Raw genomic sequence first — 18411 nt, 5'->3', positions numbered from 1 at the left:
TAAACGCAACGCTGCCATCTAGACAAACAGAACGTTCGTTCTGTATCGTAATGGCAACCTGCATATCCTCGGGAGGAAACCGATGTCCGCGCTACCGCAAACCGAAACCCTTCTGCTGGAACAGGAAGACGGCTGGCTGACCGTATGGCTGAACCGGCCGGAAGCGCGCAATGCGCTGTCCAACGAGATGGCCGAAGAGCTGCATGCGGTGGCCCGCTCGCTCGCCGATAACCGCGATATTCGTGGCGTGACCTTTCGCGGCAAGGGCGGCACCTTTTGCGCCGGCGGCGACCTGAAGGGCTTTCGCGCGATCACAGAAGGCGGGCAGAGCCAGGCCGACGTCGCCGCATTCAGCCGCCGCGCCGGCGAGCTTTTTCATGCCATAAACGAACTGCCGCAAGTGACGGTGATGCTCGTCGAGGGCGCCGCGATGGCTGGCGGGCTCGGCCTGGTTTGTGCCGGCGATTTCGTTGCCGTCACCGCCGACGCGAAATTCGCGCTGACCGAAACGATGCTCGGCATCCCGCCGGCGCAGATCGCGCCGCTCATCGTCCAGCGGATCGGGCTCGCGAAGGCGCGGCGGATCATGCTGACGGCCGCGCGTTTCGACGGCAACGAGGCGCTGGCGCTGGGTATCGCCGACGCCGTGGTGCCGACCGGTGAAGACTTCGCCGCGCTCGAGGCGGGGCTGCGCAAGAGCGTGCGCCTGTGCGCGCCTGGCGCTAACGCGGCAACCAAGGAACTCGTGCTGGCAGCGCCGCACCTGACGCGCGACGAGATGCTGGACCGCGCGGCAGAGGGTTTCGCTTCGTGCCTGTTGGGAGAGGAGGGCCGCGAGGGTGTCGCGTCTTTCCTCGAAAAGCGCAAGCCGCGCTGGGCCGTCTGAACCGCGGGAGCGAGACAAAATGACTGAAGAAAAGATCGTACGTATCGGCGGGGCGGCGGCCGCGTGGGGCGATACCATCCTTGGTGCAAGGCAGCTCGTGGAGAAGGGCAATGTCGACTATCTGGTGGGCGACTACCTTGCCGAGGTCACGATGGCGCTGCTTGCCCGCGCCAAGGCCAAGGCGCCCGATGGCGGTTACATTCCCGACTGGCTCGCGTCTGTGAAACCGCTCCTGCCGGAGATCAAGCGCCAGGGCATCAAGCTCATAACCAACAGCGGCGGCATGAACCCGCTTGCCTGTCGCGATGCTTTTCTGGCGGCAGCCGCCGAAGCGGGGCTCGAATTCGACGTTGCCGTGGTTACCGGGGACGACCTGACGCCCTTCGCGCAGGACATCAAGGATGCGCAGCCGACGGAGATGTTTTCCGGTGCGCCGCTGCCGAAGGCATTCGCCTCGATGAACGCCTATCTCGGTGCCGGTGCGATTGCGGAAGCGCTGGCAAACGGCGCCGAAGTGGTCATCACCGGCCGCGTGGTGGATTCGGCGATGGTGCTGGGGCCGCTGATGCGCGAGTTCGGCTGGCAGGCCGATGAATACGACCGGCTTTCGGCCGGCAGTCTCGCCGGTCATGTCATCGAGTGCGGCGCGCAGGCAACCGGCGGGCTGTTCACCGATTGGCAGGACGTCGCCGACGGCTGGAGCGACATGGGCTTTCCCATCGTCGAATGCGCGAAGGACGGCAGCTTCGTCGTGACCAAGGCCGCGGGTGCCGGGGGCAAGGTGACGACCGGCACCGTGGCGGAGCAGATCGTCTACGAGATCGGCGACCCGCAATCCTATCATCTGCCCGACGTCGTCTGCGACTTCTCCGAGGTGACGCTCGAACAGGTGGCGGAGGATCGGGTGCGCGTGTCGAACGCGAAGGGCAGGGCGCCCGGGCCGGACTACAAGGTCTGCGGCACCCATGTCGACGGTTTCCGCATTGTCACGACCTACATGGTCGCGGGCTGGCAGGCCGGCAGAAAAGGCCGCCGGACGGCCGAGGCGCGCTGGTGGAGCGGACCGGACGGCTGATGGCAGCCAAGGGGTTCGCTCCCTACCGGGAGGTCTCCATCGAGGTGATCGGCGCAGAAGACACTTACGGCGCGAACGCGCGCGCTTTCGAGGCGCGCGAGGTGATCGTCAAGATCGGCCTCAAGCATGAAGACATGAAGGCGCTGGAGATCTTTGCGCGTGAGTTCGCCCATCCGGGTGTCGCCATGGCGCAGGGGCTGACCGGGGTACTTCATGGCCGCCCGAAGCCGACGCCGGTCCTGCGTGTCCATTCCTTCCTCTGGCCGAAGGACAAGGTGCCGGTAACGATCCACCGGGGCGAAGAGGCGACGCGCCTGCCTGCGATGCCAGGCCAGAGCGCCGATGCGCCCGCTGCACATCCCGCTCCCCAGTCGGAAGCCGCAAGCGGCCCGACCGCAACGGTTCCTCTGCGCGCCTTGGCCTGGGGTCGCAGCGGCGACAAGGGCAACCACGCCAATATCGGGGTGATCGCGCGCCGTCGGGAATTCTTTTCGGTGATCGCGGAGCAGGTCACAGAGGAGCGCATGGCGCAGTTCTTCGCGCATTATCTGGAAGGTCCGGTGCACCGCTACGTGATGCCCGGGTTCCACGCGCTCAATTTCCTGCTGGAGAACGTGCTGGGCGGCGGCGGCACCGCCTCGCTGCGCTATGACCCGCAGGCCAAGACCTACGCGCAGATGTTCCTCGACCTGCCCGTCGAGGTGCCGTCGGCGTGGCTGGACAAGGGTGGCGTTCTCGCGGGCTGGGGCGATGCGCTCGAATGACCGCTTGCACCCAGATAGTTCTATAGTACACTATTACGTACTTTAGCACGCGATCAATCGGGAGGAGCGATCCAGCGTGGCAGGTTTCGAAACGATAGCGCTTGATGTCGACGGTGGCGTGGCAACGCTGACGCTGAAGCGACCCGAGCGCCGCAACGCCATCGACATGACCATGCGCGCCGAGCTGCGCGAAGCCGTCGATCGACTGGTTCGCGACGCTGCCATCCGCGCCTGTGTCTTAACCGGATCCGGAGGCAGCTTCTGCGCGGGCGGCGACATCACGTCGATGCGCGACAGGAAGCCCGGCATCGAAGATGCGCGCGAGCGGATGCGCCAGACCGGCGAAACCGTGCTCGCGCTCCTTTCTCTTGAAAAGCCATTGATCGCGGCTGTCGACGGTCCTGCCTACGGCGCGGGCTTTGGCCTGGCTGCCGCGCTGATTTTGTCGTGGCGACGCCGCGGGCGCGGTTCTGCGCATCGTTTGCGCGTATCGGGCTAGTGCCGGATTTTGCGCTCCACCACTCGCTACCGCGACGGGTCGGGATGGGACGGGCGAGGGAACTCATCCTCAGTGCGCGGGAAGTCGATGCGGAGGAGGCATTGGCGCTGGGCATCGCCTCGCGGGTCGTCGCAGAAGACCGGCTGATGGAGACCGCAACGACTATGGCGAAGAGTTTCGTCGAGGCGTCCTCAACAGCATTCGCCCTGTCGAAGAACCTTCTCAACCAGAGCTACGGGCTCGACCTGCGGCAGACGGTGGAAGCAGAGAGCCTCGCCCAGGCAGCCTGTCTTGAGACGACTTACCACAAGGAAGCGGCCCAACGCTTCCTCGACGGAAAGCCGCCGCGCTTCCGCTGGCAGGCCGATCCGGCGTGAACGTTGCCAGCACCAAGAACCAGAAAAATTCTGATGGAGGAAAGCATGAAGATCACCAATGCCCTTAAAGTGGCCGGCATCGCGCTGGCCGCCTCGCTTGCATCGACCGCGCTCTACGCGCAGGAAAAGATCGTCCTGAAATATGCGGACCAGTTTCCGCTAACTCATGCCGGCTCGAAGCTTTCGGCGCAGCCGTTCAAGCAGATGGTCGAGGAGCGCAGCGAGGGGCGCATCGAGGTTCAGCTCTATCCGGCCGAGCAGCTTGCAAAGGCCGCCGGGTTGCTGGACGCGGTTCGCAACCGTGTCACCGACATCGCCATGGTCGGCGTCGTCTATGTCAGCGACCGCATGCCGCTGACCAGCGCCGTCGAACTGCCGGGGCTCTTCACCGATTCCGTCGCCGGGTCCGCCGCGTTCACCAAACTTGCCCAGAATGATCTGCTGGATAGCGAATATCTGCGCAACGGCGTGCGTCCGCTTTTCACCATGGTGACACCGCCCTATCAGGCGATGTTTGCCAAGAAGACCGAACTCAATGATGTGAGCGAGCTTGAGGGCGTGAAGATGCGTGCCGCCGGCGCGACCGGCGAACTCATCGCCAGTTCGCTCGGCGCCGTGCCGGTGCGTGTGCCGGCCTCGGACCTCTACCTCGCCCTGGAGCGTGGCACCGTCGATGGCGCGATCTACAATCCGCCGAGCCTTTTTGCCTACAAGATCGAGGAGGTGCTTTCCTCCATCACGACCAATGCGAGCCTCGGCACCGTGGCCTTCGCGGCCCTGGTGAACGAGGACGTATGGCAGGGCCTGCCGGAAGACGCCCGGAAGGTGGTTTCCGAGGTTGCCACCGAGATCGGCGAAACGATGGCCGCCGGGTTCAAGGAGCAGACCGGATCCGCCTACGAAAAACTGGAAGGGCTTGGCATCAAGCTAATCGAACTCTCGCCGGAAACGCAGGCCCAGTTTACGGATAAGCTGCAGTCGGTCGAGGCCGAATGGGTGAAGCAGATGGAAGGGCGTGGACTGCCCGGCCAGGCGACCCTCGACGCCTATCGCTCATACCTTCAGGAATAATCGAGATCGATGCTCCCGGACGAGCAGTCCGGGAGCGCCCTACCTCCGGAGCATGCCATGCCCAGACCGCTGGAGCGCGCGCTGTCTTTCTTCGATCGGAGTTTCATGGCGATCGCGCAGTTGGCGATCTTTGTCATGATGTTGTCGATCAGTATCGACGCACTCGGACGCTATCTCTTCAATCGTCCGCTGCAGGGCAGCTTCGAGTTCACGACGCTGTATCTGATGGTCATCCTGACTTTTCTGGGCTTGCCGGCGACATATGCGAGTGGCGGCCACATCCGGCTCGACGTGCTGAAGCCCTGGCTGGCTCGCATTCCGGGCAACCCGGTCGAACGTGTGAACGCGCTGATCGCCGCCGGCATCTTCGGCTTTCTTGCCTGGCATTCCGGCATCGAGGCCGTGTCGAAATTCATAGACCGGGACACCAGCTTCGGCGTCATCCAGTTTCCGCTCTACTGGAGCTATGTATGGGTTCCTCTCGGTTGCGGACTGCTTGCATTGCGGCTTGCCGTCGAGATCGTCTTCCCGCGCTCCGACCTTGAGGGAGACGAGTGATGGTTTCCGTTGCCGTCGGAATGACCCTGCTTCTTTTCGTGCTGCTGCTCGCGGGCATGCCGGTCGCCTTCACAATGCTGACTACCGGTGCGCTGGGGCTTTACCTGACTGGTGGCATCTATCCGCTGATCGGCGTTATCAAGACCGCTCCGTACGAGCACGTAACAAGCTACACGCTGTCGACGCTGCCGATGTTCGTACTGATGGCGGAGTTCCTGACGGCTGGCCGCTTCACACGCGACCTGTTCGCGGCCTCGCACAAATGGCTGGGTCATATGCGCGGCGGTATCGCCTATGCCGCGGTTGCCGGAGGTGTGATGCTCTCCGCCGTCTCGGGATCGAGCACGGCTGCCGCCGGCACCCTTGCCGCGGCCGCCCATCCTGAGATGCGTCGCTACGGCTACAACGACAGCTTCTCGACCGGCGCGCTGGCGGTGATCGGCACGCTCGCCATCATGATCCCACCCTCCATCGGCCTCGTCCTCTTCGGCGTCTTCACGGAAACGTCCGTGGGTGCGTTGTTGATGGCCGGCCTGCTGCCGGGGGCGCTGACTGCTGTCAGCTACGCGCTCACGATCGCCTTCATCGTCAGACGCAACCCGGAAGCAGCGCCGACGGTCGCGGAGCCGGTTCCCATGCGCGAGAAGATCGCGGGGCTTATGCCCGTATGGCCGATCCTGCTGCTTATGGGATCGATGATCGCGGCGATCTATTCCGGTGCCATCACGCCGACGGAAGTCGGTGCAGTGGGGCGCTCGCCGCGCTGGTGATCGCCGTTGCCATGCGCCGCATGGGTTGGAGCGATTTCCTGCGTGCCTTGTCGACGGCCACGCGCAATTCCGCGATGATCCTTGCCATCATCGCATGCTCGGCGGTGTTCGGCATTTTCCTGACGCTGACCGGCGTGACGCAGAACCTGCTGATGGCGATCCAGGCCGCCGACGTGCCGCCCTTCGTGGTGCTGCTGTGCGTTCTGCTCATGCTGCTCGTACTCGGTTTCTTCCTGGATCAGTTGGCGATCCTCGTCCTGACCCTGCCGTTGACCTTTCCCCTGCTCGCTGGCCTCGGCTACGAGCCGGTGTGGCTCGGAATACTCTTCGTGAAGGCTGCCGAGATCGGGCTCATCACACCACCGATGGGCATCAATGTCTTCGTCGTCGCGAGCACCACAAAGGTTCCCGTCGGCAAGGTCTTCCGCGGCGTATGGCCCTTCGTGATCGCGGAACTGATCGTGCTAGCCGTCCTGATCGCGTTCCCCGCGATTTCGCTCTGGCTCCCGGGGAGAATGTGATGACGGCGTCGCTGCTGGAAGGGGTCAAGGTCGTCGAGCTTGGCCAGAATCTCGCCGGTCCTTTTGCCGGCGAAATACTTGCCGATCTCGGCGCGACCGTGGTCAAGATCGAAAAGCCGGATGGTGGCGACGACGCGCGCCGCTGGGGGCCGCCCGTCTCAGCCGATGCGTCGGCCGCGTTTCACGCGATGAACCGCAACAAGCTGTCCGTGGTGCTCGATCTCTCGCAAGCCGAAGACAGGGGAAACTCGACGGCCTGCTGGCCGACAGCGACGTACTGGTCCACAATCTGCGGCCGGGCGTGATGGAGAAGATGGGTCTGGGGCCGGAGGAAACGACGGCACGGCACCCGCGCCTGATCTATTGCGACATGGGTGCCTTCGGTCATCTCGGCCCTATGACGAACCGGCCCGGATACGAACCGCTGATGCAGGCGTTTTCCGGGCTCATCAGCGCCAACGGCCATCCCGACGGCCCACCTGCGCGGATCGGTGCGTCAGTGGTCGATCTCGGTACCGGCATGTGGGCGGCGATCGGCGCGCTTGCGGCGCTGTTCCGCAGGGGGACGACCGGCAAGGGCTGCGTCGTCAACACGTCGCTGTTCGAGACCGCGTTGCTGTGGTGCGGGTTCCACATGGTCACATACATGACGGGCGGCGGCCTGCCCGTGCGTCACGGGACGGGACATCCTCTGCTGGTGCCATACCAGGCGTTCGAAACATCGACCGGGCCGCTGGTGATCGCAGCCGGCAACGACCGGCTTTTCGCGCGGCTGGCGCAGGTTCTCGGTCATCCGGAGTGGGGCACGGATCCGCGCTTCGTGACCAATGAGGATCGCAGCCGCAACCGCGCGATTCTGCTGCCGATGGTGGCCGAGATTGCAGCGGGCACGGCGAAGGAAGACCTTGCCGAGAAGCTCGATGCGGCCGGCATACCCTGCGCGCCGATCCATACCGTCGACGAGGTCCTGGCGCATCCGCAGACGGAAGCGCTGGGTATTCTTCAGCAGTCGCCCGGCATCAATCTCAGCCTCGTCGGCATGCCGATCTCATTCGATGGCGAAAGGCCTGCCTATAGGAAGGACGCGCCCTCGCTCGGCGAGGACAACGCCAGGGTGTTCGGCACCCGCGACGCGGGTCAGTAGGATTTTGGCAGGCCGAGAGCCTTCTCCGCAACGTGGCAGAGGATCAGTTCCTCGCTGACGGGCGCGATGAAGTTGAGGATGCTTTCGCGGAAATAGCGCTCGACGTGGTATTCCCTGGCGAAGCCGAAGCCGCCATGGGTTCGTACCGCGCGGAACGCTGCGTCGAACGACGCCTGGCTGGCGAGATATTTGGCGCTGTTGGCTTCCAGCCCGCAGGGTTGGCCGCTGTCGTAGAGGTGTGCCGCCTTGAACAGCATCAGTTCCGCCGCCTGTAGCCGCATCCATATGTCGGCAAGCGGATGCTGGATGGCCTGGTTCATGCCGATCGGCCGGCCGAACACGTTGCGCTCTCCGGCATAGGCCGCGGCCTTTTCCAGCACCGCCTGTCCCGCGCCGATGGCGCTTGCGGCCGCGACGATGCGCTCGGCGTTGAGACCGTGCAGCAGCACCCGAAAACCCTCGCCCTCCTTGCCGATGCGGTCTTCCTCCGGCACTTCGAGACTGTCGATGAAGATGGCGTTGGAATCGACCGCCTTGCGGGCCATCTTCTCGATCTCGCGCACCTCGATCCGGTCGCGGTCGAAGCGCGTGTAGAAGACGGTCATGCCGTCCGTCGGACTGGCGCAGTCGGCGAGCGCCGTCGTGCGTGTCACCAGAAGGATACGGTCGGCGTGCTGCGCGGTGGAAGTCCAGACCTTGCGCCCGTTGACGACATAGCCATTGTGGGCCCGTCTGGCGAAGGTGGTGATATGCGTGGTGTCGAGCCCCGCGTCAGGCTCCGTCACGCCGAAACAGGCACGCTCCTCGCCGGCGATCAGCGGCGGCAGCATGCGCTGCTTCTGCTCCTCCGTGCCGAAGCCGACCACCGGCTTGAGCCCGAAAATGTTGATGTGGACCGATGAGGTCGCGGCCAGCCCCAGCCGGCCGATTTCCTTCATCACGATCGCGGCCTCCGTGATGCCGAGGCCCGCCCCGCCATAAGCCTCCGGAGTCGTGATGCCGAACCAGCCGTTGCGGGCGACCGCCGCTGCGAACTCGTGCGGGAACCGGCCGTCGCGGTCACGGTCGAGCCAGTAGCCGTCGTCGTACGGCTCGCAGATGCGTCGCACCGCTTCCTGTATCGCGCGCTGCTCCTCGCTTAGGGCGAAGTCCATTGCCTGTCTCCGTGGTTCTTTCAGTTGTCGGGACGCACAGTCGGACGCCAGTCGTCCGCCGCGCGCTCGAAGACGTTGGCGATGCGTCGGCGTAGCAGGAAGAGATCGCTGCGGATCACGCTGCGGTGCGCCATCACCGGGGTGGCCGCTCCCGTCTCTGTCAGCGTCGAGTCGAGCTGCACGGTCGGCGTCGCGAGCGGTATCTCCAGAAGCTTCGCCACCTCGTGGCCGGCGAGGTTGACGGTCATCACCTGGTCGCCCACCAGATGGCTGAGACCTGTGTGGTCGCGGACGAGCTGCGCATAGAGGCGCGTGCGATCGAGCCCTTCGGGGATCATCTCGAAGTAGCGGCGCGGCATGATGAAATCGACGATCGAATACGGCATCTCCTCGAAGAGATGCAGCTTGCGGGCGTTTACCAGTGGGCCTTCGGCCTCGGGAATGAAGCGCGCCGGGCCGTGGTTGCGGGTACATTCCGCGTGGCCGATGATCCTGATGGAGAACCGCGGATCGAGATTGAGCTGGTCGTGCCCGGGGGCCTGCGGATTGGCGCTACGCACGGGTGGCGCCTTGAGAACATAGGTGCCTCGCCCGCGCTGGCTCGATAGATAGCCCTCGTCCTGCAGGATGCCGATAGCCTGTCGGATCGTCGCCCGCGCAACGCCGTAGGCGTCCTGCAACGCGGGAAGCGGCGGGATCTGCGCGCCGACAGCCCACTCGCCCTGTCCGATCATGTCGCGGAACAGGCTGGCGAGCTTGATGTAAAGCGGGATGCCGTCGTCCTGGCTGAAAGCACTGCCTCTGGTCACCGCCTGCCCCTCCGTTTCAACGACCCGTGAAGACCGGCGGCCGGCGCTCGTGCGCGGCCTTGATGCCTTCACGGAAATCGTCAGTCTGGAAGTGAATGCGCTGTTCGGCAATCTCGCGCTCGATCGCCTGACGCACGAGAGCCGCACGATCCCCAAGCAATGTCTGTCGCATGGATTGCACGGCTATCGGCGCGCCCGAGGCGATCTCGCGGGCAAGGGCCATTGCCTCGTCGTCGAGCGCGGACTGCGGCACCACTTTTTCGACAAGGCCGATGCGGTTCGCTTCCTCGGCGGAGAGCCGGCGGCCGGTCTGCAGCATCAGCGATGCGGCCTGAAGGCCGACTATCCGCGGCAAGGTCGCGCTGATGCCGAAGCCCGAATGAACGCCCAGCCGCGCGAAATTCGCGGAGAACCATGCCGTGTCGCTGGCGACCCGGAAATCCGCAACCAGCGCGACGCCGAGACCGCCGCCAACAGCAGGCCCCTGCACTGCGGCGATGATCGGTTTCGACACTTCGAATAGCGCGATGGCGCTGCGATAGATGCGCATCGCCACGTCGGCATCGACACCGTTGCCGTCGCTGCCGAACTGCGCGCCGGCGCAGAAGGTCTTACCTTCGGCCCGAAGCACGATGGCCCGGCATTGCCGGTCGGCCTCGAGTTCGCGAAAGGCGGAAAGCAGCCCTTCGACCGATGCGCTGTCGAAATAGTTGTGCGGCGGACGGGAAAAGGTCACGACGCCGACATGACCGTCGCGGGCCACAGATATTTGGCTGTCTGGTGCCGTTGCCATCGCTATCCGGCCTTCCGGGCTGCTGCTGGCTTGTCTTCATCCGAGAAGGTACGGACAACGCCGCGCGCCTGTAGCATTGCGATCTGGTCGTCCGAAAGCCCGACTTCGCGCAGCACCTCCAGGGTGTGTTCCCCGATTTCCGGCGGATGGCGGTCTGAGCCGACATCGACGTCACGAACCGAGAACGGTGCGCGGGTCCGGCGCAGGCGCCCTTGCGACGGGTGGTCGTATTCCTCGAAAAGCTTCACGGCCTTGAGGTGCGGGTCTTGCTCCAGATCCTCCATCTGCAGGACCGGCGCGCATGGGATGTCGAGGCGATCGAATAGTTCGCGCCATTCGGCCGTGGTGCGGGTCGGCAGGATTTCGTTCGAAGCGATTTCGTACAGGCCCGCGATGTTGTTGGCCATCGCATGCTGGTCGGCCATCAACGGGCCGTCGAGCACGTCCTGCCTGCCGGTTTCCGCGAGGAAGCGCTGCCAGTGCTCGTATTTGTATACGCCATGGACGATGTAGCCGTCCTGAGTCGGTGCCGGCTGACGATAGGGGCTCATGACGCGCTTGTAGCCCAAGCCCGCCTCTGGCGGGACGAAGGTGTGGCCGTTGAGATGCTGGTTCAGTACCACGGTGACCGCGGCCTCGAACATCGGCGTCTCGATATAGCAGCCCTTGCCGGTGGCGCGCTGGCGGTGGAGCCCGGCGAGCATCGCCTGTCCAAGCATCAGCGCAACGACCTTGTCGGCAATCGCGATCGGCAGGAAGGTGGGCTTGCCGGAGCCGACGCCGTTGACCGCGGCAAGGCCGGAATAGGCCTGGATGATGTCGTCGAAGGCTGGAAAGTCGGCATAGGGTCCGTCTTGGCCGAAACCGATTGCAGCGCAGTAGACGACCTTCGGGTTGAGCGCCTTGACCGCCTCGTATCCCAGGCCAAGCCGCTCGATCGCCTTGACCCGCATGTTGTGGACGACGATGTCGGCGTCCTTCAGAAGGGCATTGAGGGTCTCGCGCGCCTCGGGGTCCTTGAGGTCGAGCGAAATGCTGCGCTTGTTGCGGTTCACCGACATCCATTGCGCGGTCATGCCCCGCTTCCGGCCGAGGCCGAGATTCCGGTAATAATCGCCTTCAAGCGACTCGACCTTGACGACGTCGGCGCCGAAATCACCCAGGAACTGGGTCGCGTAGGGGGCCATGAGAATATGGCCGATCTCGACAACCTTTACGCCGTCCAGAAACTTCATCATGGGGCGACGCTCCTCCGCTGTCCCAACCAAATGATCAATAGTATGTATGACCATATGTTTCGGGTCAACCGAAGCGGGGAGCAATCCTGGGGGCGTCTCAGTCTGTCGCGACAGCGGCCATCCGGCCGCTACGCCATCCCTTCCTGCATCCTGCCGTAGTCTGCGCCGACCGCCAGGAATGCGTCCGTCACGACGGATGTTTCCCCGGCCAGCGCGAAGGCAACTTCATTGTAGCGCGTGTTCATCTCGGCGACCGGCACGCGCTTGACGGCATCGTGCCGGCCCGTTCCGTGGCGCCATATGAAGCCGATGCCGATATTGTTGGCGACCGCCTCGTAGGCCGCGTCACGCGCGTCGAGCACGAGAAGCGGCTTTGGCGTGAGGCCGGCCTGCGCGAACGCGCGATCGACCACGCGTTGGGTTGAAGAACCGCGAGCGCGGAAGATCAGCGGCTGGCGCATCAGCTCAGCGCAGTTCAATTGCTTGCGCGACGCGAGCGGATGGCTGGCGTGAAGCATCGCGACGACCTCCTGGCTGACAAGGGCCTGTGCGCGAAACCGTCCGTCGCGCGGGATGTCCGGCAGCACGCCGACATCGACGCTGCGCGACAGGACCGCCTTGATGATGCGTTCATGCGAGCCGGTCTCGACCGCGATGCCGACACCGGGGTGGCGTTGCCGAAACAGCGCGATAACGGCCATGCCGGGCATGGAATTGCCGAGGCCGATGGTGATGCGGCCGTCCTTCAGCGTGGCATGACGGGTCATGATGCGTTCGGCCTCGCGTTCGCTTTCCGCCATGCGTTCGGCAATGTCGCAGAGCTGCGTGCAGAGCGGCGTGGGGTGCAGCGCGCCGCCGCGGCGCATGAAAAGCCTGACCGAATAGAGTGCTTCCGCTTCGCGAATATGCTGCGAAACCGTTGGCTGGGAGACGCCAAGCTGGCGTGCCGCAGCGGCATAGGAGCCGTTCTGCGCGACGGCATTGATGGCGCGGATGCGCGCAAGTGTAAGCGACATCGCTGTCCTCAAGGTGAAACCTTCGATTTCGCAAGGTCTAGCCTTGGTTTGTTACGGGCGTGTCACACGCCGCCCACATGGTCCCGCTCGCATGAACAAGCGACGAGGACCGACGATGCGCCATGTGGAGACAGTCAGGAGTTTTGCCGAGATCGACGTCGCGGCACGATCGATCGTGCTGTGCGATCTCGACGGGTGCCTGATCTCCGGCCGCCATGTGCACGAGGGGGCGCGCGCGTTCGTCGATGCATGCGGCGACCGGCTGTGGATCGTCTCCAACAATTCTTCCGATACGGCCGGGACGCTTGCCGCCCGCCTCGATGAGCTTGGCGTCAGCGTGGATGCGGGCCGGATACTGCTGGCCGGCGAAGAGTCGGTTCGCAGGCTCGCCGACGATCCGCAGGCGAAGGCAGCACTTGTCTATGCCGATGCGCCCTTACGGGCGCTCGCGACCAGTCTCGGCATTGCAGACAGCAGTGACGTGCCGGAGGTCCTGCTTCTTGGCCGGGATTCGCGCTTCAGCCTGGAACTCGCCGAGGAGATCGCCTCGCATATCGTCGATGGGGCGGTGCTGTGGGCGACCAATCTCGACTTGACGCACCCGACGGCCCATGGCCGGCCGGTGCCGGAGACCGGCGCGCTGGTTGCCGCCATCGAAGCCTGTACCGGTCCGTTGTCCGTCAAGTCCATCGGCAAGCCGTCCTCGGACCTGATCGAGATCGCGCTCGAACGCAGCGGGGCCGATCGTGGCCAGGCTCTCTTCGTTGGCGACAACGACGCTACCGACGGTGTGGCCGCACGCGCAGCCGGGATCGACTTCCTGCGCATCCTGCATCCCGCAATCGCGCCAAAGCTCAGCATCGCCTCCCATCTCAACGGCAGGGAGAGCGTGTCATGCTGAAATACATGACGCGGGCCGGCCTCAAGATCGCTATCACCTTTCTGGCAATCGTCACGCTGGCGTTTGCGGCCACCAGGCTTTCCGGCGACCCGATCAACTACATAGCCGGGCAGGGGCTCACCCAGGCCGATCGCGATCTTCTCGTCACCTATTACGGGCTCGACCGCTCGATCCTCGAACAATACCTCGCCTTCATGGGCTCGTTCTTCGACGGCGAGTTCGGATTGTCCTTCGTCGAGCGGCGGCCCGTCTCGGTGGTGATCGCCGAGCGCATATGGCCGTCACTGCAGCTCCTTCTGGCGAGCACGGCGCTGACGCTGGCGCTGGCGATACCGCTCGGCATCGTGGCGGCGGTCTGGCGCAAGTCGTGGGTGGGCAGCGCCGTCATGACGCTCGCCTTCCTGTTCTACGCCGTCCCGAACTTCGTGCTCGCGGTCTTCATGATCCTGGTCTTCTCCTACTGGCTGAACTGGCTGCCGGTTGTCGGAAACGGCACCTGGGCGCACTTCCTGATGCCGACGATCGCAATGTCGGGACTGCTCATCGCCGGGCTGACGCGGTTCACGCGCAACGCCATGCTCGACGTGCTCGGCCAGGATTTCATCCGCACCGCCCGCGCCAAAGGCCTCGCGGAGACGGAGGTCATCCTGCGGCACGGCCTGCGCAACGCCTCCATCACCATCCTATCCGTGATCGGGCTGCAGGTCGCGAGCCTCGCGGCGGCGGGCTCGGTGGTCGTTGAATCGATCTTCGCATGGCCGGGTATCGGCGAACTGCTGGTGCGCTCGGCGATCCAGCGCGACTACCCGGTGCTTCAGTTCGGCGTCATCGCCGTTTCCATCGCGGTCCTCATCATCAACGCAGTGGTCGACCTCGCCTACACCTGGGCCGATCCGCGCATCCGTCTCGGGGAGGCCTGAGCCATGGCCGACATTTCGTTGCGTTCCGGTCTCGACGACAAGCCCTCGCTGGTCGCAGGTGCGCTGTCGCTCTGGCAGTCCGCCGATGCCGTCCAGCGTGTGGCGATCGTCACCGCGTTCGCGTTGCTGGCGGCGGCGCTCGCAGCTCCGCTGATCGCGCCGCACGGACCGCTTGACCAGAGCCTCCTGTCGCGGCTGTCGCCGCCGATCGGTTTCGAGCGTTACCGGGACGGCTTCCTTCTCGGCACCGACGAGCTTGGACGGGACATCCTTTCGCGGACGCTCTACGGCCTGCGGCTGACGCTGTCGCTTGCGCTGTTGGGTTCCATCATCGGTCTGCTGATCGGCGGGCTGCTCGGCCTTCTATCCGGTCTTCGCGGGGGACTGTTCGAAGACGTCGTCATGGGCGCCGTCGATGCGCAGATCGCCATCCCGTTCACGCTGATCGCGCTGCTGTTCCTTGCCATCTTCGGCTCCAGCCTCACCGTCATGGTCTGCGTTCTGGGCGTCTACGGCTGGGAGCAATATGCGCGGATCGTGCGCGGCGAGGTGAAGAAGCTGAAGGCGATGCCGTTCGTCGAGGCCGCGCGGGCGGCCGGCGCATCCAACTTCCGCATCGCGACCCGGCATGTCCTGCCGAACGTGGTCTCGCCGCTGGTCGTCCAGTTCACGCTCTCCTTCTCCAACATCGTGCTTCTAGAATCCACGCTCTCGTTCCTCGGTCTCGGGGTGCAGCCGCCAACGGCGACCCTCGGCTCGATGGTCGGCTTCGGGCGCGACTACATGCCGACGGCGCCGTGGGTGGTGATCGTGCCGGCGCTCGCGATCCTGCTTGTCACCTTCGCCGTGCAGATCCTCGGCGACTGGCTGCGCGACCGCGCCGACGTGCGCCTGAGGGCGCGCTGACCTGAAATTCATAAAGAGAGGCCGGGATCGCCGGTCCGCAAGACATCTGGCTCAACACCCTTACGGAGGCTTCAAAGCCATGAAACGACTTCTCCAGACCACGGCGCTCGCAATGCTCGTCGCCACGCCTGCACTCGCCCAGGAAATCACGGTTGGCGCCGCAAATGTCGCGCCCTATCTCGATCCGGGCCGCGACCACTCCAATGTCGGCTCGCAGTTCTACTACAACGCCTTCGACGTGCTGATCGACCGCGACTACAACAAGCGCGAAGTCGAGTGGCTCCCCGCGCTTGCCACCGAATGGACGCTCCTCGAGCCGACCGTCATGGAGCTCAAGCTGCGCGAGGACGTCGTCTTCCACAATGGCGACCCGATGACAGCCGACGATGTCGTCTTCTCGCTCAACCGCATGTACCAGGCGACGTTCCCGCCCTATCAGGTCCGCGCCCGTGACCGCCTCGGCAATTTCGACCGTGCCGAAAAGGTCGACGATTACACGATCCGCATCCACGCCAAGCGCGAGGAGCCGCTGTGGGAGACGCTGATCAACCTGCAACAGGGCATGATCATTCCGGCCGCCTACACGATGGCGCTGTCGGGTGATCCGGATGTCGCCGAAGACAGCGACTTCGAGGCCTTCTCGCTCGCGCCCGTCGGCACGGGCCCTTACAAGATTGCCGAGTTCGTTCCCAACGAGCGCATCGTCTATGAACGCTTCGGCGAGTTCTGGGGCGAGGCAGCCCCGCTCGAACGCGCAACCGTGCGCCGTATTCCCGAGACCGCCTCGCGGATCACGGCACTGCGCACCGGCGAGATCGACCTGGCGACCAACATCGCGCCCGACCAGCTTTCGCTCATCGAAGCCGAGCCGACCATGAAAGCCGTTGGCTCCGCGACCGCGCTCTTCCACGTCATGATCATGAACCAGAACCACGAGGTCATGAAGGACGCCCGCATTCGCCAGGCGTTGAGCATGGCGATCGATCGCGACGCGCTCAACGAGGCGCTGTGGCTGGGCAAGGCCGTCGTGCCGGCCTCGCATACGATGGAAGAGTTCGGCGAACTCTACATGCCGGAACTGGAGACCTTCGAATACAATCCCGAGCGGGCGAAGGAACTGCTCGCCGAAGCCGGCTACAATGGCGAGGAGATCGTCTACGACAGCCAGTCGACCTACTACACGAACGGCCTCCTTGCCGCGCAGGCGATCATGGAGATGTGGGCCAATGTCGGCGTCAACGGCCGCGTCAACGTGATCGAGGAATGGACCGGCGGTTCGCCCGCGATGATGGTGCGTTCCTGGTCCAACCCGATGTATTTCGCTGATCCGTTCGGGTCGTTCGGCGTGATGTGGGCACCCAACGGTCCCTCGGAATCGGAAGGGCGTTTCAACACAGATGCCGAGTATGCCGAAATCTGGGAGCGGTTCCGCTTCTCGACCGACATCGAGGCGCGCAAGCAGGCCTATGCCGAGCTGATGGAGCGCATCAAGGCGGACGCGCCGTTCCTGCCGCTCTACCGTCCGTATGAGAGCTGGGCCATGCGCACCGATCTCGAATGGGCGCCCAAGCCGGGGCATATCCCCTACGTGCTCGACTTCCGCGCCGGTTCGATCGAGTTCGCCAGCAACTGATCGTGAACCTCTCTTCCGGCGGGTGCGATGCACCCGCCGGAATCCCCATCTTGCCTAAGGAGCTGACCATGTCCGTGCGCATCGCGCTCGTCGCCGACATTCATCACGGCGCCCCATCGCTCACCAAGCGCGGCGACTGCGCGCTCGACCTGATGACCGACTTCGCCCGGTTTTCCAACGATGCCCGCCCGGAACTCGTCATCGATCTCGGCGACCGCATCTCCGACATCGCGCGAGACCGCGATCTCGAACTCGAGGCGGAAGTCGCCGAAGCGTTCCGCGCGCTTGAGGCGCCCATCTGCCACATCAACGGCAACCACGACCGCGACCACCTCGCCGTCGAGGACAATGAACGCATCCTGGGGCAAGCGCTCGGTCACCATACGATCGACATCGGTGGCTGGCGCATCGTTCTGTGGCGCGCGGACACGCTCATCCGCCGGGGTGGTAACCATGGCTCCTTCCATCTGCCGGAGGCCGATCTTCTGTGGTTGTCCCGCACGGTGCGCAATGCCGACCGTCCCATGCTGATCGCCAGCCACGTGCCCGTCTCGGGTCACGCGCAGGTCGGCAATTACTATTTCGAGAACAATCCGGCGGTCTCGACCTACCCGCAGGCCGACCGGGCGCGCGCCATGATCGCGCAGGCGCGTCACCCTGTCGTGTGCGTCTCGGGCCACGTACACTGGAACACGATCACACCGGTCGACGGCACAGTGCACCTCACGCAGCAGTCGCTGACAGAGAGCTTCACCACCGATGGCGAGCCTGCAGGCGCGATGGGTCTCATTGAGCTCGGCGACACCGTTACCTGGCGTGTCGAGGGGCGCGACCCGGTGAACTTCTCCTTCCGGCCTGCCGCGACGCGGTGGACCCCGCCGGTACCGCCCTTTCATAAGATCGCCGAAGTGGCTGCGCGCATGGAGGGCGAGACGGCATGAGCGTGCTCCTGTCGGTCCGTGACCTTTCCATCGCCTTCGGCTCGCATATGGCCGTCGAGCGCCTCAGCTTCGAGGTTGAGGCGGGCGAGACGGTCGTCATCGTCGGGGAGTCGGGTTCCGGCAAATCGGCGACGGCGCTGGCGATCATGCGGCTGATCGAACGCGAGGGAGGCCGCATTGCCGACGGGAGCATATTGTTTGGCGCCGACGCACCGTCCGATCTGGCACGGGCCAGCGATGCGCAGATGCGGCGGGTGCGCGGCAACCGCATCGCCATGGTCTTCCAGGAGCCCATGACCTCGCTCAATCCGGTGATGCGGGTGGGGGGACAGGTTGCGGAGGCCATCATGCGCCATCGCGGGCTGTCGCGGGCACATGCGCTGGAAGAGGCAGAGCAGGCCTTCGAGCGCGTGTGCATACCCGAGCCGAAGCGAC

General features: G+C 64.7%; 17 protein-coding genes and 3 pseudogenes. 15 read left to right on the top strand and 5 right to left on the bottom strand.

The window, feature by feature from the left end:
* Positions 1 to 82 precede the first annotated feature (82 nt).
* The 9 genes and pseudogenes from HK436_RS27300 to HK436_RS27265 all read left to right on the top strand — a co-directional run bounded on the left by HK436_RS27300 (position 83) and on the right by HK436_RS27265 (position 7665).
* A complete protein-coding gene (locus HK436_RS27300) occupies positions 83 to 886 on the top strand; it encodes an enoyl-CoA hydratase/isomerase family protein (RefSeq protein ID WP_173194786.1) in 804 nt (267 codons plus the stop codon).
* Positions 887 to 905: 19 nt separating this feature from the next.
* Positions 906 to 1961, top strand: a complete 1056-nt coding sequence (locus tag HK436_RS30700) for an acyclic terpene utilization AtuA family protein (RefSeq protein ID WP_206680596.1) — start codon at positions 906 to 908, stop codon at positions 1959 to 1961.
* A complete protein-coding gene (locus HK436_RS30695; RefSeq protein ID WP_206680595.1) occupies positions 1961 to 2725 on the top strand; it encodes an AtuA-related protein in 765 nt (254 codons plus the stop codon). Before HK436_RS30700 ends, HK436_RS30695 begins: the two co-directional genes overlap by 1 nt.
* A 166-nt stretch (positions 2726 to 2891) precedes the next feature.
* A pseudogene (locus HK436_RS31950) lies at positions 2892 to 3601 on the top strand (enoyl-CoA hydratase/isomerase family protein).
* A 45-nt stretch (positions 3602 to 3646) separates the two neighbouring features.
* Positions 3647 to 4672, top strand: coding sequence for a TRAP transporter substrate-binding protein (locus HK436_RS27285; RefSeq protein ID WP_173194785.1), 1026 nt, complete (start codon positions 3647 to 3649; stop codon positions 4670 to 4672).
* A gap of 57 nt (positions 4673 to 4729) precedes the next feature.
* Positions 4730 to 5230, top strand: a complete 501-nt coding sequence (locus HK436_RS27280; RefSeq protein ID WP_173194784.1) for a TRAP transporter small permease — start codon at positions 4730 to 4732, stop codon at positions 5228 to 5230.
* A pseudogene (locus HK436_RS33845) lies at positions 5230 to 6521 on the top strand (TRAP transporter large permease). Before HK436_RS27280 ends, HK436_RS33845 begins: the two are co-directional and overlap by 1 nt.
* Complete coding sequence (locus HK436_RS32605) at positions 6521 to 6826, top strand: CoA transferase (RefSeq protein ID WP_280515870.1); 306 nt, start codon at positions 6521 to 6523, stop codon at positions 6824 to 6826. The pseudogene HK436_RS33845 and the gene HK436_RS32605 overlap by 1 nt, the downstream one beginning before the upstream one ends.
* Positions 6826 to 7665 carry a CaiB/BaiF CoA transferase family protein gene (locus HK436_RS27265; RefSeq protein ID WP_280515869.1) on the top strand — a complete coding sequence of 280 codons (840 nt, stop codon included), beginning with the start codon at positions 6826 to 6828 and terminating at the stop codon, positions 7663 to 7665. Before HK436_RS32605 ends, HK436_RS27265 begins: the two co-directional genes overlap by 1 nt.
* Here HK436_RS27265 and HK436_RS27260 read toward each other — a convergent pair.
* From HK436_RS27260 to HK436_RS27240, 5 genes are all read right to left on the bottom strand, one after another.
* Entirely contained in the window at positions 7659 to 8819 is a 1161-nt protein-coding gene (locus HK436_RS27260; RefSeq protein WP_173194781.1) for an acyl-CoA dehydrogenase family protein, read from the bottom strand. The genes HK436_RS27265 and HK436_RS27260 overlap by 7 nt on opposite strands.
* A gap of 20 nt (positions 8820 to 8839) precedes the next feature.
* Positions 8840 to 9628 carry a GntR family transcriptional regulator gene (locus HK436_RS27255; protein ID WP_173194780.1) on the bottom strand — a complete coding sequence of 263 codons (789 nt, stop codon included), beginning with the start codon at positions 9626 to 9628 and terminating at the stop codon, positions 8840 to 8842.
* Positions 9629 to 9644: 16 nt separating this feature from the next.
* On the bottom strand, positions 9645 to 10421 hold the full coding sequence (locus tag HK436_RS27250) for an enoyl-CoA hydratase/isomerase family protein (protein WP_173194779.1): 777 nt from the start codon (positions 10419 to 10421) through the stop codon (positions 9645 to 9647).
* A gap of 2 nt (positions 10422 to 10423) precedes the next feature.
* Entirely contained in the window at positions 10424 to 11659 is a 1236-nt protein-coding gene (locus tag HK436_RS27245; RefSeq protein ID WP_173194778.1) for a CaiB/BaiF CoA transferase family protein, read from the bottom strand.
* 128 nt (positions 11660 to 11787) lie between these two features.
* Positions 11788 to 12675, bottom strand: a complete 888-nt coding sequence (locus tag HK436_RS27240; protein ID WP_173194777.1) for a LysR family transcriptional regulator — start codon at positions 12673 to 12675, stop codon at positions 11788 to 11790.
* A gap of 91 nt (positions 12676 to 12766) precedes the next feature.
* Here HK436_RS27240 and HK436_RS27235 point away from each other — a divergent pair, with 91 nt between their 5' ends.
* The 6 genes and pseudogenes from HK436_RS27235 to HK436_RS31945 form a co-directional block, all read left to right on the top strand.
* Positions 12767 to 13576 (top strand): HAD-IIA family hydrolase, encoded by an 810-nt coding sequence (locus tag HK436_RS27235; protein ID WP_244649468.1) that lies wholly within the window; start codon positions 12767 to 12769, stop codon positions 13574 to 13576.
* Positions 13570 to 14496, top strand: coding sequence for an ABC transporter permease (locus HK436_RS27230; protein ID WP_173194776.1), 927 nt, complete (start codon positions 13570 to 13572; stop codon positions 14494 to 14496). The genes HK436_RS27235 and HK436_RS27230 overlap by 7 nt, the downstream gene beginning before the upstream one ends.
* A 3-nt stretch (positions 14497 to 14499) precedes the next feature.
* Complete coding sequence (locus HK436_RS27225) at positions 14500 to 15402, top strand: ABC transporter permease (RefSeq protein ID WP_173194775.1); 903 nt, start codon at positions 14500 to 14502, stop codon at positions 15400 to 15402.
* A gap of 79 nt (positions 15403 to 15481) precedes the next feature.
* A complete protein-coding gene (locus tag HK436_RS27220; protein WP_173194774.1) occupies positions 15482 to 17035 on the top strand; it encodes an ABC transporter substrate-binding protein in 1554 nt (517 codons plus the stop codon).
* 68 nt (positions 17036 to 17103) lie between these two features.
* Positions 17104 to 17976, top strand: coding sequence for a metallophosphoesterase family protein (locus tag HK436_RS27215; RefSeq protein ID WP_173194773.1), 873 nt, complete (start codon positions 17104 to 17106; stop codon positions 17974 to 17976).
* A pseudogene (locus HK436_RS31945) lies at positions 17973 to 18356 on the top strand (ATP-binding cassette domain-containing protein); the annotation flags it as partial. The gene HK436_RS27215 and the pseudogene HK436_RS31945, both read left to right, overlap by 4 nt.
* Positions 18357 to 18411: the final 55 nt, after the last annotated feature.

The organism is Neoaquamicrobium sediminum, from assembly GCF_013240295.1.
GTDB lineage: Bacteria > Pseudomonadota > Alphaproteobacteria > Rhizobiales > Rhizobiaceae > Aerobium > Aerobium sediminum.
This window is presented reverse-complemented; position numbering and strand designations above follow the sequence as displayed.

What these genes read in the sequence shown, in the direction of transcription:
- HK436_RS30700 (WP_206680596.1), top strand. Translation starts at nt 906, where the DNA reads ATGACTGAAGAAAAGATCGTACGTATCGGCGGGGCGGCGGCCGCGTGG.
- HK436_RS27240 (WP_173194777.1), bottom strand. Translation starts at nt 12,675, where the DNA reads ATGTCGCTTACACTTGCGCGCATCCGCGCCATCAATGCCGTCGCGCAG.
- HK436_RS30695 (WP_206680595.1), top strand. Translation starts at nt 1,961, where the DNA reads ATGGCAGCCAAGGGGTTCGCTCCCTACCGGGAGGTCTCCATCGAGGTG.
- HK436_RS27260 (WP_173194781.1), bottom strand. Translation starts at nt 8,819, where the DNA reads ATGGACTTCGCCCTAAGCGAGGAGCAGCGCGCGATACAGGAAGCGGTG.
- HK436_RS27245 (WP_173194778.1), bottom strand. Translation starts at nt 11,659, where the DNA reads ATGATGAAGTTTCTGGACGGCGTAAAGGTTGTCGAGATCGGCCATATT.
- HK436_RS27220 (WP_173194774.1), top strand. Translation starts at nt 15,482, where the DNA reads ATGAAACGACTTCTCCAGACCACGGCGCTCGCAATGCTCGTCGCCACG.
- HK436_RS27225 (WP_173194775.1), top strand. Translation starts at nt 14,500, where the DNA reads ATGGCCGACATTTCGTTGCGTTCCGGTCTCGACGACAAGCCCTCGCTG.
- HK436_RS27250 (WP_173194779.1), bottom strand. Translation starts at nt 10,421, where the DNA reads ATGGCAACGGCACCAGACAGCCAAATATCTGTGGCCCGCGACGGTCAT.
- HK436_RS27235 (WP_244649468.1), top strand. Translation starts at nt 12,767, where the DNA reads ATGAACAAGCGACGAGGACCGACGATGCGCCATGTGGAGACAGTCAGG.
- HK436_RS32605 (WP_280515870.1), top strand. Translation starts at nt 6,521, where the DNA reads ATGACGGCGTCGCTGCTGGAAGGGGTCAAGGTCGTCGAGCTTGGCCAG.
- HK436_RS27265 (WP_280515869.1), top strand. Translation starts at nt 6,826, where the DNA reads ATGGAGAAGATGGGTCTGGGGCCGGAGGAAACGACGGCACGGCACCCG.
- HK436_RS27215 (WP_173194773.1), top strand. Translation starts at nt 17,104, where the DNA reads ATGTCCGTGCGCATCGCGCTCGTCGCCGACATTCATCACGGCGCCCCA.
- HK436_RS27230 (WP_173194776.1), top strand. Translation starts at nt 13,570, where the DNA reads ATGCTGAAATACATGACGCGGGCCGGCCTCAAGATCGCTATCACCTTT.
- HK436_RS27285 (WP_173194785.1), top strand. Translation starts at nt 3,647, where the DNA reads ATGAAGATCACCAATGCCCTTAAAGTGGCCGGCATCGCGCTGGCCGCC.
- HK436_RS27300 (WP_173194786.1), top strand. Translation starts at nt 83, where the DNA reads ATGTCCGCGCTACCGCAAACCGAAACCCTTCTGCTGGAACAGGAAGAC.
- HK436_RS27280 (WP_173194784.1), top strand. Translation starts at nt 4,730, where the DNA reads ATGCCCAGACCGCTGGAGCGCGCGCTGTCTTTCTTCGATCGGAGTTTC.